Origin of the sequence: Enterococcus sp. DIV0240d (assembly GCF_051711245.1) — a bacterium.
Taxonomy (GTDB): Bacteria; Bacillota; Bacilli; order Lactobacillales; family Enterococcaceae; genus Enterococcus_D; species Enterococcus_D casseliflavus.
Map to the genome: position 1 here is coordinate 1,216,942 of NZ_JBIOMG010000001.1, position 15,269 is coordinate 1,232,210.

The window sequence follows — 15,269 nt, forward strand, 5'->3', positions numbered from 1 at the left end:
GAATTGACAAAAGGCACAAGCTTTGATAATTTTAATGAAACAAAATGCAAACGCGATGAAAAAGAAAGTAGAATCACGGGCGTTGTCTAGCAGAGAGTTCCAGCAGGTGAGAAGGAACGACAACAAATGATTTGAAAATGACTTTGGAGCGGATTTTCTGACTAATTAGGAAAATACGGTTGCCCCGTTAACAAGCGACAGTCTCCGAGTGTTTTCGGGTACTGAATGAGGTGAGGCCTGTGAAGGCTTTACAGATTAAGGTGGTACCGCAGGTGATGCCCTTAGCTTTGGCTAAGGGCTTTTTTTGTGTCTGTAGGGTCAGCTGTTTCATGCGAAGGTTTTGTTGAAAAGGAGAAAGGTTGTTGGGAGGAGAGAAAATGCAAAAATTAGTGGTTCAAACCGATTTTGGTTTGCAAGATGGAGCGGTCAATGCGATGTACGGGGTAGCCTATCAAGTGGCACCAGAGCTGGTCATTGCGGATTTGACTCATGAGATCGAGCCATACAACATTCATGACGCCAGCTATCGCATGCTGCAAAGCGTCACCTATTGGCCAGCAGGAACAGTCTTTGTTTCAGTGGTCGATCCTGGCGTAGGGTCTGATCGACGAAGTGTGGTTGCTAAGCTGGCGACCGGGCAGTTGGTTTTGACACCAGATAACGGCACCCTGACCTATTTAGCGACTTATATCGGAATCGCTGAACTTCGGGTGATCAATGAGGCAACTGAGCGCTTGGCAGGATCAGCCGAAAGCCATACGTTTCATGGTCGGGATGTTTATATGTATAATGCCGCTCGGCTCGCCAGCGGTGCCATCAGCTTTGAAGAGCTAGGAACACCCGAACCTAAAGAAGCGATTCAAGTTTTTGCCATTGAAAAGCCAAGCCAAACAGCTGAAACGATCACAGGGACGATCGATATTCTCGATATCCGCTTTGGTTCGTTGTGGACGAATATTCCCCACACGTTCTTTAAGCAATGGCAGGTCCAATACAATGAGTCGCTGCTCGTCAGTATCTACTACCAAGATACCCTGCGTTATCAAGAAGAAGTGCGTTTCGGACGCTCCTTTGCGCAAGTGGCAGAACAAGAACCCGTCTTATATGTCAATTCCTTGCTGAATATCGGTTTAGGGCTCAACTTGGCTTCATTTGCTGAAACTTATAAAATCGGCACTGGCACGAATTGGAAAATTACCCTCAAAAAAAGGAGAAATGAAAAATGAATCAATCAAAATTTACAGTAAAACACATTGTTGCAATCGGTATCGGTGCTGCGGTCTTTTTCGTCTTAAAACGTTTCGTCACGATTCCGATGGGTTTCCCAAATACAGATATCGCCACAGCCTATCCTTTCTTGGCGCTATTAGGCGTTGTCTACGGTCCGATCGTGGCTGGTTTAGCAGGCTTTATCGGTCATGCTCTAGGAGATTTAACGACTTATGGTCCATGGTGGTCTTGGATCGCCGCCTCTGGGATCTTAGGGGTGTTCTTTGGACTTTTGACTCGTTGGATTCCAATCCAGCAAGGAACCTTTGGCGCTAAAGAAATTCGGACCTTCTTGATCGGTGAAACGATCGCAAATTTGGTCGTCTGGGTGATCATTGCCCCGATCGGGGATATTTTGATCTATGGCGAACCAGCGAACAAAGTCTTTACGCAAGGAGTCATTGCGGGATTGACCAATGCAGTCGTAACTGGGATAATCGGAGTGATCCTGCTAAAAGCCTATGCCCAAACCAAAACCAAAAAAGGCAGCTTGAGCAAGGAATCCTAACCAAAGAAATGTGTGAAGGCTAAAAAATGAAACAAAAAATCATTCAATTTACGAATTTTTCTTTCCAATATGATGCACAAGCGGAACCGACCTTGAAAAACATCGATCTAACGATCTATGAAGGAGAAAAAGTCCTGATCGTCGGTGCCAGCGGTTCTGGCAAAAGTACATTAGGAAAATGTTTGAACGGTTTGATCCCGCAAAACGACAAAGGCAGTAGTACTGGAGAATTGACGATCGGTACCAATGCCTTTGGGCAAGCTTCCATCTACGAGCTGTCTTTGACCGTCGGCACGGTGCTGCAAGACACCGATAGCCAATTTGTAGGCTTGACCGTAGCAGAAGATATCGTATTTTCATTGGAAAACGATCAGCGCAGTCAAGCAGTGATGCAAGAGGCGCTGCGTTTTTGGGCAGAAAAGACTGACTTAATGGATCATTTGGCGAAAAAACCGCAGGAATTATCGGGTGGCCAAAAGCAACGTGTTTCAATGGCAGGTGTTTTGATCGATGAAACACCGATTCTACTGTTTGATGAGCCGCTAGCCAACTTGGATCCGCAAACAGGTGTGGAAGCTATCAAAATGATCGACCAGCTGTATCAAGAGAAGCGTTTTACCACCATCATCATTGAACATCGCTTAGAAGAAGTGTTAGCCGCAGCTGTCGATCGCATCATCGTGATGGAAGAAGGCCGCATCCTTGCCGACAGTACACCGAATGAACTATTAAAAACGGACATGCTACAGCAAGTCGGCATTCGTGAACCACTGTATTTAGCTGCTTTAAAAAAAGCGGGGGTTCCCGTGACCGACGCTGCTGATTTGGTCGCGGTAGAAGCATTTGCATCACCTGAGATTGCCGAAAAACTGACTCAGTTTCAAGAAAAATTTCCGAAACCGGCGCTTCCTAGCCACCAGCCGCCTTTGTTGGAAGCAAAAAATCTATCGTTTTCCTACCAAGTGGGCAAACCCATTTTGCAGGCACTGGATTTTACCATCCATCAAGGAGAAATGATTAGTTTGGTCGGGCATAATGGTGCAGGAAAATCGACCTTGTCCCATTTGATTACCGGCTTTTTGACTCCGACATCTGGCAAATTACTTTGGCAAGGAACGGACATGGGCAATGATTCCATCAAAGAACGAGCGCAAAAAATCGGGTATGTTTTGCAAAACAGCAATCAAATGCTGTCAAAAAACTTCCTGTTTGACGAAGTTGCCTTAGGCTTGCGCAACCGAAACGTTCCAGAGGCTGAAATCACAGAAAAAGTTCACCAGACCTTGAAAATTTGTGGTCTTTATCCGTTTCGCTCATGGCCATTGTCGGCACTAAGTCATGGGCAAAAACGCCGAGCCGCCATTGCAGCGATCCTCGTCTTAGATCCTGAACTCATTTTATTGGATGAGCCGACAGCGGGACAAGACTATCGCCATTACACCGAAATGATGCAATTTTTACAGGAGTTGAACCAGCGGGGATTAACGATTGTTATGATCACCCACGATATGCATTTGATGTTGGAGTATACACAGCGGACGATCGTTTTGACACAAGGAACGATTTTGCTGGACGCACCGCCAGAAGTTGTTTTAGCAGACAAACAAGTGGTGAGTGCCGCGAACCTCAAAGAAACCAGCTTGTATACACTGGCGACTCTTAACCAGCTGACAGATCCCACCGCTTTTACTGCCGCCTTCATTGCCAGCGAGAAGGAGGAGCACGATGGAAAGTAATCTAATCGGCTATCTTGACCGCAAAACGTGGATTCACCAATTAAGCGGTGCCGCAAAACTGATTTGTTTTTTGCTGCTATCCGTCATCGGGATGATCTCTTATGATACGCGTTTTCTCATTGGACTGGCATTGTTTTCGGTCTTTCTATTTGCCAGTGCTGGAATTCGCTACCGAGATATCGCTTTTGTATTGAAATTTATCATCTTCTTTTCGCTTTTGAATTTGGTGGCGGTCTATCTTTTCGCACCAGAATACGGGGTGGAGATCTACGGTACGCGCCACGTGATTTTCGAAGGGATCGGTCGGTATACATTGACCCAAGAGCAAGTGTTTTATGAGCTGAATCTGTTGATCAAGTATTTTGTCACGATTCCTCCAGGGTTGATTTTCTTGTTTACCACCAATCCTAGTGAGTTGGCGTCCAGTATCAACCGCATCGGGATTTCCTACAAGATCGCCTATGCAGTCGCACTGGCTTTGCGTTACATTCCCGATATTCAAGATGATTTTCGGACGATTGCCAAAGCGCAACAAGCACGGGGCGTGGAGCTTTCTAAAAAAGCACCTTTGCGCAAGCGAGTGGCAGGCAATGTCGCGATCGCGATTCCTTTGATTTTTTCCAGCTTGGAACGGATCGACCATATTTCTGCTGCCATGGAGCTAAGAAGGTTTGGCAAGCATAAGCAGCGTACCTGGCTGAAAGCTAAGCCGATCCAAGGCAAAGATCTCTTGGCGATTGCTGTCGTTTGCTTGATCGTGGCGCTTGGATTGTCCTTGATGGTCCTTAATGGCGGACGTTTCTACAATCCATTTCGTTAACAAATCAACCCATGAAAACATAAAAAACGGACGCATTGTCAATAATGAAAGTGGGACGGATGATTCAGAATTGATTCATCCGTCCCAGAAATGATCGAGCCAAAAAACGCAGGATAGTCAGTCAATTGACTTTAGCGAGTGCTACATTTGCTAAAGTCAGTTGCTGCTAGGTCTGCGTTTTTTTGCCGCAAAAAAAAGGAGCCCGCCAGCGGGGACTGGCGGGATAGGAGTAAAAATGAAAAATTGTTAGGGTTGTTTGTTGGTATGTATTTATAGTAACGGGAAAATGTGAAAAAAATAGGAAGAGAAAGCAATAGAAGTGTGTCAATCTGTTGATGATTTTCGTAAAACATTCCAGCGTAACCCTTTTAGATGTTTGATTGACGGAAACGCGAAATAAGGCTACACTGATGGCATCAAAGCAGTACAAGGAGGGGACAGGATGGATGCCATTAGGATCAACGGACTAAGCAAACAATACAACAAGAAGTACGCCATCGAGAACGTATCATTGCAAGTGGCAGAAGGAGAGATTTTTGGCTTTATCGGACCAAATGGTGCAGGAAAACCAACGACCATCAAAGTATTGTTGAATTTTATCAAACCAGATGCAGGACAGGCGGCGATTTTTGGACGAGATTGCCAACAAGCAGCCAAAGAGATCAAAACGTTTACTGGGTATGTTTCCAGTGATGTACGGTTTTATTCAAAAATGACGACAGCAGAACTACTGGCATTTACGGCAGATTTTCATCAAGTCAAGCAGCCAAAAAAAGAGATTCAGGAGTTGATGGAGCTTTTCAAATTGATCCCAATAAATCGATCGCAGAACTTTCTTTAGGGAACAAGAAAAAAGTCGGGCTTGCGAGCGCCTTGATTGCACAACCGAGAATGCTGATTTTAGATGAGCCGACCAATGGCTTAGATCCCTTGATCCAAAAACGGCTGTTTGAAGAGCTTCTCAGAAGAAACAAACAGGGGATGACGATTTTTCTATCCAGTCATGATCTGCATGAAATTCAGACCTATGCCCATCGTACCGCCTTTATTCGTGAAGGACAGATCATCACCGTGAAAGAACTGAGTGAGGAAGAAAATTTCGGCAAAGTTGTAACGCTCACGAATGAGGACAGTATCTCATTAGTCGGCTTGGAAAACGTACAAGTTCTTGCTCAGGAATCACACAGCTTGCGTTTTTTCTATCAAGGGGACATGAATCAACTGGCACATTTTCTAACCAATCCTGCCATTAAAGAGTTCACGATCGAGCACCCAACCCTTGAACAGCAATTTATGCTCCTGTATGAAGGAGGTTCTCAAAAATGACTTTAATGAAAATCGATCTTAAAAATACCTTCAAAGGCTGGCTAGTCTGGGCGATCCTTTTTGCAGCAATCATTTTTGCATTTACGGCTATCTATCCTCAAATGATCACGCCAGAAATGAAAACGTCGTTAGACCAGATGTTGGGCTCTTTCAGCCCAGAATTACTAGGCATTTTTAACATCCAACTGACAGGACCCTCAAGTTTGGTTTCTCCAACAGGTTTTTTCGGGTACTACTTTCAATACTTATTTATTGCTGCGTGTATTTATGGGATGCTTTTAGGCTTGAACAGTCTGATCACTGAAGAATCAGAAGGAACGATCGAGTATTTATATGCTCAGCCTATTAGCCGCAGAGAAATCGTTGGGTGGAAGTTCCTCGCTCGATTGTTGTTGCTGACTGGCTTTTGGCTGATTGCCTATGGCAGTAGTCTGGCTTCGTTTGCTCTATTCAAACTACCAGGAGACGACCTGTCCTCTTTTATAGAAGAAATCAGCAAAATCTTCGTTGCCGAGTATGGTGTCTTAGTCTTTTTCCTCTGTCTAGGTTTCTTTTTATCCACGATCTTGCGTTCCAGCAAACAAACCGCCAGTGTCGGCTTAGGCTGCGTGTTCGGGCTGTATTTGCTTGGCATCGTGGGGGAACTCTACGATAAATTGGAATGGCTGGCAGGACTTTCGCCTGTGCGGATGGCATTACCCGTCCAACTCATGGATAACGGCGCCACATCAGTCCTATGGGTACTGCTGATCGGTGTATTGTGTTTCTTTGGCACCTTTTCCCGTTACGAGCGCAAAGACTTGCAGGTCTGAGCACAACAATCAAAAGACAAAAAAGAGCCTGTCAGCGGGGACTGACAGGCAAAGGAGTAAAAATGAAAAAGTGTTAGGGTTGTTTGTTGGTATGCTTATATAATAGTCTCGAAATGTGAAAAAAGTATGACGAAGCAGGCACGTTTTTGCGAAAAAATCATTGCGAAAGTTAAGAAAGCGTAAAGCGTCCCTTCACCAAAAGGCTTGAAGGGACACCCAAAACCTAAAAACACTCCGAAGCAGCAGGCGGTTCATGCTGCTTCGGAGTGTTTTTTTAGTTGAAGCTACTTGCTCAAATCAAGGCTATTGACATTGAAGGTATCGCCATGTGCTAAGTCACCATAACGATAGCCACGGTTAAACCAGTCCACGCGTTGCTGCGATGTGCCGTGCGTAAAACTATCTGGAACAACATAGCCTTGGTATTCTTTTTGCAGCGTATCATCCCCGATGGCATTGGCAGCTGTGATTGCTTCTTGAATGTCGCCAGCTTCTAAGATCGGTTGTCCTTGATAGGTTTCGCCTTGCAAGTATTTCGCAAAAGTACCAGCTAAGTAGTCAGCTTGCAGTTCCAAACGAACGCTGTACTGATTGTATTCCTTTTCTGAAACTTGCTGGCGGATTTTGTCCAATTGTTGGGTGATTCCCAGCTCATTTTGCACATGATGACCGACTTCATGGGCGATGACATAGGCCATTGCGAAGTCGCCGCTTGCGCCATATTTATCGGAAAGCTCATTGGCAAAGCTAAGATCAAGGTACACATTCTCATCTGCTGGGCAATAAAACGGACCAACCTGTGACGTGGCATAGCCGCATGCCGACTGGACACTTCCCGTAAATAATACGAGTGTCGGGTCTTGATAGGTTTCTTGCCGCTCTTGAAAAACGTCTTGCCAATAATCTTCTAAATAGCCGAACACGACTGCGGAAAATTCTTTTTCCTCCGTGTACTCACTGGTGCCCACATTTTCTGTCTGGTAATTGGCTGCTTGACCGCTGCCACCCAAGACATCCGGCAGCGAATTTAAATCACCACCGCTAAACAGGAAAAATAAAACAGCGATGATCACCGTACCGATCCCGCCACCAGCAGCCAGCATCCCGCCTGAGCCAGATGATCGCCCCGTTCGATCATCGACATTTCTGCTTTGTCTACCCCCACGCCATTTCATGTTATCTCCTCCTATATAAATCCTAGCTTAATTATAAGAGAAAGGCGGCAGATTGTGAAAAAAAGCGCCTTGAAATTGTTATAAAATGCCTGCAGGAGCCTTGAAAATCAAAGTGTACACTCCTTTTAATCATTCTTTAATCTAACAATTAGCCTTCTAATTTGGTACAGTAGCAATAAAATAGAGGTAGAGGGTGAGCGTATGAAAATGAATTATTCGGGGACATCGGAACGAAGGATTTTGATTTTTAAACGGTTGATTGCTGGCGAGCACCTCAGCTATCAGCAGTTAGCAGAGGATTATTTCGTTTCCCGCAGCAGTATTGCAAAAGATATTTCTTATTTAAAAGAGCTGTTTCAAAAAGAAAGCTTACGTCTGAGATTTGATAATTCAGGTACATTTTTTGAAGGAAGTGAATCCCAGATCCATCGGATGCTCAAACGCTTTTGCTTAATGATGCTGGATCAACCAGCGGCGTTTTCCTTGTTGGTGGAACCTGAGAAATACCAGGAAGTAAATCAGGCGTTTCGTCGAGCGTTAGTGGAAAAACAAGTGGAAATGCCCGACAGCTATATCCAAAGTATCGTCCTTTCCATCGTGCTGCTGATCGAACGGGCAAGTCATGCGGAAAACTTAGTGATTGAAGAAAATCGCCAAGTGGGGAAACTGTTTTTGGAGTTCGACAAATATCCGTTAGTCTATGAGCTACTGAAAGAAATCGAAGAACAGCACATTTATCAATTTTCACCAAAAGAAGTGCAATATCTAACCTACCTGATCGTCGGTAGCGGCTTGAAATTTTTTATGAAAAGTGAAAAAGTTCCTTTCGTCTTTCGGGGAAAAGTGCGCAACTTGATTCAAAAAATCAGCGAAGGCTTAGGCACCGACTTGACACAAGACAATCGATTGGAAGAAGATGTGACGATCCATCTGTATCAACTGCTGTTGCGGATCGAAGCGCAAACCACAGTCATCAACCCTTTATTAGAGGAAATCAAGCAAAACTATCCTGCCTTGTATGGCGTGGTCTGGTTCTCGCTCCATGATTTTTTGAAAGCGTATCAAGTGGGGATCTCTGATGATGAGATCGGATTTGTCACAATCCATTTTCAAGCAGCGATCGAGCGAATGCGCCGCATGAACAAAATCATTTTTGTCTGTCCCAATGGCGTCGGTACTAGCTCGTTTGTCTCTGCGAAAATTCGTCGCATTCTGCCAGAGATCGACAGTATCGAAACCGTTTCAGTAGAAAAATTAAAGCAGATGGACATCTCAGCGATCGATTTTATTATTTCAACCATCGATCTCGTCGGGATTCAAAAACCTGTGGTGCGGATCTCGCCTATGGTGACCAATCGCGACATGAAGCGGATCATGAATCACTACATCGATTTAGTCATCGATAATGAGGCGGCGGTCGATCAAAATGGTTTACTTCTTCAAGCCCAATCGATGATCCAGCCAACCGTCTTTTTCGAACGATTTGCCAGCAAAACAGAAGCCATCAATTTTTTGATCGAACAAACCCCTTTTAGTGATGAAAAACGAAAAGCGCAGTTTCAGCAATCCGTCATTGAAAGAGAGCAGCTACAATCAACCTATTTAGATAATGGCTTTGCCATCCCTCATGGCAATCCGAATTATGTCGAAAAAACAGCCATCTCGATTTTGCTTTTGGATCAGCCAGTAGAATGGGGCAACCAAAAAGCCGACATCATTATTTTATTGATGATCCGAGAGGATGAGACGCAAAAGGTGGAACCAATGATGAAATTGATCATGCAAGGAATCGAAAACAAAGAATGGTTCCTATCAAAAATGTTGGAGGTTAAATCAGAATGAAAGTGAAGGATTCTTTGCCTGAAAAGCATATACAAACGGATGAGACAGTGACAGATTGGCGCTCAGCCGTAAAATTAGCCAGCCAGCCCTTGCTGGATGAAGCGCTGATCACGTCAGCTTACATCGAAGCGATGATTCAAAGCGTGGAAGAAAATGGTCCTTACATGGTGTTGGCGGATTACTTTGCGCTGATGCATGCACGTCCTGGAGAAGGGGTTTTGGAACAAAGTATGAGCCTTTTAGTAACGAAACAGCCCATCGATCTTGAGGGCAAACCGGTGCGGATATTTCTTGTCTTAGCCGCCGCAGATAGTCAAAGCCATCTAGAAAGCTTGAAAGAGATCATGGCAATCTTTATGGATGAAGAAAAATACAACGTGATATTAAATGGCGATCGGGAACAAATTTGTCAATTATTCCAATAGGAGGAAAAGGATATGAAAATTTTAGCAGTATGTGGATTTGGTGTAGGAAGCTCAATGGTATTGAAAATGACGATCGACAAGGTGATCAAAGAGTTAGGGTTGACGGCAACTGCCGAGAATACTGATTTATCAACGGCAAAAGCGACACCAGCAGATGTTTATTTTACGAGTAATGAATTATTAAATGAGTTAAAAGCATCCGTGAAAGCACCCGTTTATCCAATCAAAAAGTATATGGATAAAGAAGAAGTCAAACAGCAAATGGAAAAATTTTTAGCTGAAAGAGAGGGATAATCATGAATTTTGTCACGGATTATATTTTAAAAAATCCGCCAGTCCTACTGGGGATCATTGCCATGATTGGGTTATTGGTACAAAGAAAACCTTTTGCAGAAGTCGTTAAAGGAACCTTAACAGCTTCCTTCGGGATGGTGGCATTGACGGCTGGGGTAAATATGTTGGTGGGAACGATCGCACCGATCAATGCAGCGGTTCAAACCCAATTAGGCGTTGCTGTGTCAGATGGGCTCTCTGACATCACCTTTACGGCAGAATACGGCGGAACAGTAGGTTTAGCGATGTTTTTCGGACTTGTCATTCATTTATTGATTGCTCGCTTTACACCTGTGAAGACGATTTTCCTCACCGGTCACATGTTGTGGTGGTTCCCGTTCGTCATCGTCGCTGGGGGCGTTGAAGGCGGACTTACCGGAATCCCATTGTTGATTTTAGGGGCGGTTCTATCTGCTTGTTACTGGTCCTTCATGCCATGGATCATGCGTAAATATGTGTGGGATGCCACAGGCGATGATTCATTCTTGATCGGTCATCCAACGGGGATCTTGTCATTGGTTTCAGGCTTTGTTGCAAAACGGGTCGGAAACAAAGAAAAATCGACGGAAGATTTGAAAGTGCCAGAAAATCTCTCGTTTTTCCGTGAAATATCGATTACTGGCGCGTTAGTGATGTTTTTGATGAATATCGTTATCGGTTTGATTGCGCCCGTATTAGTTCCTGAAGGGGGCAACTTGGTGATGTTTGCGGTTGATGCTGGCTTGAACTTCGGTGCAGGATTATTGATCATGTTGTATGGGGTACGTCTATTGATCAACCAAATCATTCCCGCCTTTCAAGGGATCGCAGAAAAAGTCGTTCCTGGAGCGAAACCAGCTTTTGATGTACCAATCTTGTTCAACTATCGTCCAAATGCTGTAATCATCGGCTTTATCGTGGCGATGATCACCTCAACGATTTTAGTGGTCATTGCCAATACGACCAACGTCTTTGGCATTTTGATCGTTCCTTTAGTTATCACCAGCTTCTTTGAATGTGGCGGTGCTGCGGTGATCGGCGAAGGACAAGGGGGCTTGCGAGGTGCCATTATTGGTACGATCACAGCTTCTGTCGTTATGGTAGCACTCGTTGGGATCTCTGCAGCGATGTTCTCAACGACGATTCAAAACTGGATCTTGATTTTCGGTGGGAACGATTTATCTCTATGGGGCATCCTTGGTGAATTGATCGGCAAGCTGTTTGGAGGGGTTTAAATGTTTCAATACTTTGAAAAAGCAAAAGAACTATTGTCTATTGTAGAAGAAAAAGAAGCACCAGCGATTGAGCAAGCCATTGAATTGCTGACGCAAGCCAACTTGACCAAAAAAGCCATCTACATTTTTGGCGCAAGTCACGCTGGGATCTTAGCCGAAGAGATGTATTATCGAGCAGGCGGCATGATGACCATCAACGCGATCTTTGGAAGAGAACTGATGCTTGATCGCAGCCCAATCACCTTCACTAGTAAAATGGAGCGCTTAGAAGGCTACGGTAGTGCCTTGGCGGCGACCCAACCCTTTACAGCAGGTGATGTGCTGATCTTGCATTCGGTGTCTGGGCGAAACCCAGTTATCATCGATATGGCGCTTCATGCCAAAGAAAAGGGGGTCAAGATCATCGCATTAACGAATCTTACCTATTCAAAAACAGTCACCAGCCGCCATACTTCAGGCTTGCGTTTGTTTGAAACGGCGGATATCGTCATCGACAATCATGGGGAGATTGGCGATGCAGCGTGTACGATTCCTGACGTCGAACAAAAAGTCGGCCCCACATCCACCGTAGTCGGTGCAACGATCTTAAATGCGATCATCGTTGAAGTTTGCCAAAAACTAAAAGAAGCCGGTGTCGACTATCCGCCGATTTTTTACTCAGCGAACCTAGACGGCGGGGATGAATTGAACCAGTCCCTGTTTGAAAAGTACCAAGAAGCGATCCATTATCAGCTGTAAGTAGGGAAGCAAATTCGTTTATTATTGATATTAAAACATCATCTGTTGCTCCGTCGATCAAGGAGTAGCAGATGATGTTTTTTAGGTATCATTGTTTATTCAAATTCTTCATACTCATTTGGGTCTTGACCATCGATGCGGCCGTCTGCTTTGTTTAACTGATTGATTTGATTGATTTCATCTTCAGTCAGTTCAAAGTCGAAGATTGCAAGATTTTCTCGTTGATGGGCGAGGTTTCTTGATTTTGGAAGGGGCAAAATGCCACGATCCACATGCCAGCGCAAGATGATTTGACCAGCTGATTTTTGGTATTTCTCAGCTAATTCAGTGATCAGTGGTTCTTTCAGGGCATCGCTGCCACGACCTAATGGGCTCCAAGCTTCCGTTACGATGCCGCGCTTTTTGTTTTCTGCGACCATCCGTTCTTGGACCCAGTAAGGATGGATCTCAATTTGATTTAATGCAGGAGTCACACCAGTTGCTTCAATGATGGCATCCAAATGTTCTGGTTCAAAATTGGAAACGCCGATGGAACGGATCAAGCCTAATTTTTGGGCGGTCACTAAGGCTTGCCAAGCTTCGACATATTTGCCGCGTTTTGGTAATGGCCAGTGGATCAAAAAGGCATCGAAGTAGTCGAGCCCCATGCGAGCAAGGGATTCTTGAATGCTGGTTAAGGCATCATCATAGCCATGGTATTTTCCTGGTAATTTTGAGGTGATATAAAATTCTGAACGTGGGATACCCGAGCGACGGATCGCTTTGCCGACAATGCCTTCATTGTCATAATTGGTTGAAGAATCGATCAAGCGATACCCGTCGGCGATCGCTGCTTGCAGCTGGCTCAATCCTTCGCCACCACGGATCTGATAGGTACCGATGCCCAATGCGGGGCGTAAATTGCCGTCGTTTAATGTCAGTAAAGGTGCTTTCATAAAATGATTCCTCCTTTTCTTTTCTACATTCTACTCTAACGCTTTTTTGACAGGAACGTAACCAACTTGCTCAAACAGACAAAGAAAAAAGAGCAACGGTTTCTGTTTCAGAAACAATTGCTCTTTTTGATCAAATTATTTTTCAGGCGGTGTGCCATACATTTTTGGTGTGACTTGATCGAGTTTTGGCGCTTTTCCTTCGACTTTTGGTTCGTCTAGCCATTGGTATTCGCCTTCACCATCAAGGGCTTTGCCTTTCGCCCAAGAGCCTTCTTTACTTTGGTCGCCTTCTGAGAAGTTATAGAAATCATAAGCGATATCTAAGCGTTCGTTTTTGCGGTCAAAGGTAGTCGGCACTAAAATTGAGCCTTCGTTTTCTTCCAATTCTTTCACGGCAGCTGCCCAGAGATTTTGGTGGTAGCTATCACGTGCTAATAAAACTGAAAGTAAGTCTTTGACCCCACGGTCATCGATCATTTCATAGATGCGTGCTACTTGCAGACGACCTTGTGATTCCGCATTTAAGTTGGCACGGAAATCAGCAAGTAAGTTGCCACTAGCAATGATATACGCACCTGACCATGGATTGCCGACGCTATCAGCAGGACGTGGTCCTAAGCCTGCAACGATGGCATGTTGCGGATTCATTCCAGAAATGATCGCACCGATCGTTGGGTCTTTTTTCATAGCCGCTTCTTGATCTTCCACAGGTGCACCTTCCAGTAGACGTGCAACCATCGTTGCTAACATTTCAACGTGTCCAAGCTCTTCAGTAGCGATATCCATTAACATGTCTTTGTATTTTTCTTCCCCACGGCAGCTCCATCCTTGGAATAAGTATTGCATGGCAACACTCATCTCTCCATATTGTCCACCGATTAATTCTTGAAGGTATTTCGCAACTAACGGATTTGGTTTTTCTGGTTTAGCTTCAAACTGTAATTCTTTCTGATGACGAAACATACTATTCCTCCTAAAATTTTTTATTGGGCCCATAAAAAGTTTCTCATGAATCGAAACGTTCGTCTAATAAAACGCACTTTGACAAAATGAAAAAAGCATCGAAAAGAAAAGCCATTTATTTTGACAAAAAGCCTGAAGCGTTAGATAGTTAAATTAAGAGAGAATTAGAAAAGGAGCGAGTCACCATGTTTCAGTATTACAAAATGGAAGACCGAAAAATAAGCAAATCTTCGGAGGAGGATTACAATTGGCTAGTGGTTTCTGGCACAGATCCAGAGGAACAACGACACTTGTTAGATAAGTATCAACTGCCTGAAGATATTTTTATTGGCGCCAATGAACCGGAAGAAGTGTCACGGTTGGAATACTTGCGCAACACCAAGTTAAATCATCCGATTCTCTATACCTTGATCGATTTGTCGGAAGTGACTGAGGATCGAATCGAAGACCGTCTTGAGCCTGTGACTTTTATCTACACCAAAGATCTATTGATCACGTATGTCTCTCATCAATCCAATCTGATCAAACGATTGATCGAAAAGCATGAGCAAGATATCCAGCGGTATGAAGATATCGTTGCCTATTCGACGTTGATGATCTACACCCATTACATCAAAGGTCTGCAGGAGATGAAGAAGCAAATCGATGATTTGGATCAAGCAGCCCGTAAAACGACAGAAAACAAGGAATTGTTTAACTTAGCCGATACCGAGCGAGACATGGTCTATCTTGATCACACCTTGCGGGACCAAAACCATACCGTCGATCGTTTGATGGATCGCAAAGAATTTTTGGATCGTTTGGATAATGAAGCACTCGTTTATGACATCAAGCTGCGGCAAAAATTTGCCATGAAAATGGTCACTATCTATCGCGACTTGTTAGAAACCATCGGTGGCTTGTTCTCCGATATGATGGACAACAATCTAAACCATCTGATGAAATACTTAGACTCTGCAGCATTAGTGGTGGCAGTGCCGTCCTTGATCGCGGGGCTATGGGGGATCAACACCGGAGGACTGCCAGGAAAAGACAATGCGATCGGTACGATCGTCGTCTTTGGCTTGGCTATTTTAGTCGGCATTTTAACTGCCGTCTACTTGTCACGAAAAGACTTTTCAAAATAAAAAGCGCCGCTGCTCTGTGGCACCGTTCATCCATAAAAGGAGAAAG

General features: G+C 44.4%; 14 protein-coding genes, 1 pseudogene and 1 other annotated feature. Of the genes and pseudogenes, 12 read left to right on the forward strand and 3 right to left on the reverse strand.

The annotated features are described in order from the left end of the window. The first annotated feature begins 46 nt into the window (after positions 1-46). Positions 47-286 (forward strand) — a binding site (T-box leader). Positions 287-377: 91 nt separating this feature from the next. The 6 genes and pseudogenes from IGJ25_RS05740 (at position 378) to IGJ25_RS05765 (ending at position 6,471) form a co-directional block, all read left to right on the forward strand. Then, complete coding sequence (locus tag IGJ25_RS05740) at positions 378-1,226, forward strand: SAM hydrolase/SAM-dependent halogenase family protein (RefSeq protein WP_438779153.1); 849 nt, start codon at positions 378-380, stop codon at positions 1,224-1,226. Further along, the gene (locus tag IGJ25_RS05745) at positions 1,223-1,777 is read left to right on the forward strand and encodes an ECF-type riboflavin transporter substrate-binding protein (protein ID WP_438779154.1); all 555 of its coding nucleotides are present in this window, start codon (positions 1,223-1,225) and stop codon (positions 1,775-1,777) included. The genes IGJ25_RS05740 and IGJ25_RS05745 overlap by 4 nt, the downstream gene beginning before the upstream one ends. Before the next feature lie 26 nt (positions 1,778-1,803). Next, positions 1,804-3,513 carry an ABC transporter ATP-binding protein gene (locus IGJ25_RS05750; protein WP_005225403.1) on the forward strand — a complete coding sequence of 570 codons (1,710 nt, stop codon included), beginning with the start codon at positions 1,804-1,806 and terminating at the stop codon, positions 3,511-3,513. Next, positions 3,503-4,333 (forward strand): energy-coupling factor transporter transmembrane component T family protein, encoded by an 831-nt coding sequence (locus IGJ25_RS05755; protein WP_005225404.1) that lies wholly within the window; start codon positions 3,503-3,505, stop codon positions 4,331-4,333. The genes IGJ25_RS05750 and IGJ25_RS05755 overlap by 11 nt, the downstream gene beginning before the upstream one ends. A gap of 442 nt (positions 4,334-4,775) precedes the next feature. Beyond that, a pseudogene (locus IGJ25_RS05760) lies at positions 4,776-5,659 on the forward strand (ABC transporter ATP-binding protein). Then, positions 5,656-6,471, forward strand: a complete 816-nt coding sequence (locus tag IGJ25_RS05765; RefSeq protein WP_005231185.1) for an ABC transporter permease subunit — start codon at positions 5,656-5,658, stop codon at positions 6,469-6,471. Before IGJ25_RS05760 ends, IGJ25_RS05765 begins: the two are co-directional and overlap by 4 nt. A 284-nt stretch (positions 6,472-6,755) precedes the next feature. Here IGJ25_RS05765 and ypfJ read toward each other — a convergent pair whose 3' ends face one another. Continuing rightward, complete coding sequence (ypfJ, locus tag IGJ25_RS05770; protein WP_005225408.1) at positions 6,756-7,646, reverse strand: KPN_02809 family neutral zinc metallopeptidase; 891 nt, start codon at positions 7,644-7,646, stop codon at positions 6,756-6,758. Between the two features lie 201 nt (positions 7,647-7,847). Here ypfJ and IGJ25_RS05775 point away from each other — a divergent pair, with 201 nt between their 5' ends. From IGJ25_RS05775 to IGJ25_RS05795, 5 genes are read left to right on the forward strand one after another with little or no spacing between them, the layout of a single operon-like run. Beyond that, positions 7,848-9,488, forward strand: coding sequence for a BglG family transcription antiterminator (locus IGJ25_RS05775; protein WP_005225411.1), 1,641 nt, complete (start codon positions 7,848-7,850; stop codon positions 9,486-9,488). Beyond that, a complete protein-coding gene (locus IGJ25_RS05780) occupies positions 9,485-9,913 on the forward strand; it encodes a PTS sugar transporter subunit IIA (protein ID WP_005225412.1) in 429 nt (142 codons plus the stop codon). The genes IGJ25_RS05775 and IGJ25_RS05780 overlap by 4 nt, the downstream gene beginning before the upstream one ends. Positions 9,914-9,925: 12 nt before the next feature. Beyond that, entirely contained in the window at positions 9,926-10,207 is a 282-nt protein-coding gene (locus IGJ25_RS05785) for a PTS sugar transporter subunit IIB (protein ID WP_005225413.1), read from the forward strand. Positions 10,208-10,209: 2 nt separating this feature from the next. Further along, entirely contained in the window at positions 10,210-11,460 is a 1,251-nt protein-coding gene (locus IGJ25_RS05790) for a PTS ascorbate transporter subunit IIC (RefSeq protein WP_005225414.1), read from the forward strand. After that, positions 11,461-12,198: an SIS domain-containing protein gene (locus tag IGJ25_RS05795; RefSeq protein WP_005225415.1), complete on the forward strand. Its 738-nt coding sequence runs from the start codon at positions 11,461-11,463 to the stop codon at positions 12,196-12,198. A gap of 95 nt (positions 12,199-12,293) precedes the next feature. Here IGJ25_RS05795 and IGJ25_RS05800 read toward each other — a convergent pair whose 3' ends face one another. Then, positions 12,294-13,133, reverse strand: coding sequence for an aldo/keto reductase (locus tag IGJ25_RS05800; protein WP_005225416.1), 840 nt, complete (start codon positions 13,131-13,133; stop codon positions 12,294-12,296). A 135-nt stretch (positions 13,134-13,268) separates the two neighbouring features. Beyond that, entirely contained in the window at positions 13,269-14,096 is an 828-nt protein-coding gene (locus IGJ25_RS05805; RefSeq protein ID WP_005225417.1) for a manganese catalase family protein, read from the reverse strand. 185 nt (positions 14,097-14,281) lie between these two features. Here IGJ25_RS05805 and IGJ25_RS05810 point away from each other — a divergent pair, with 185 nt between their 5' ends. Then, positions 14,282-15,223: a magnesium transporter CorA family protein gene (locus IGJ25_RS05810; protein ID WP_010747710.1), complete on the forward strand. Its 942-nt coding sequence runs from the start codon at positions 14,282-14,284 to the stop codon at positions 15,221-15,223. The last annotated feature ends 46 nt before the right edge of the window (positions 15,224-15,269 follow it).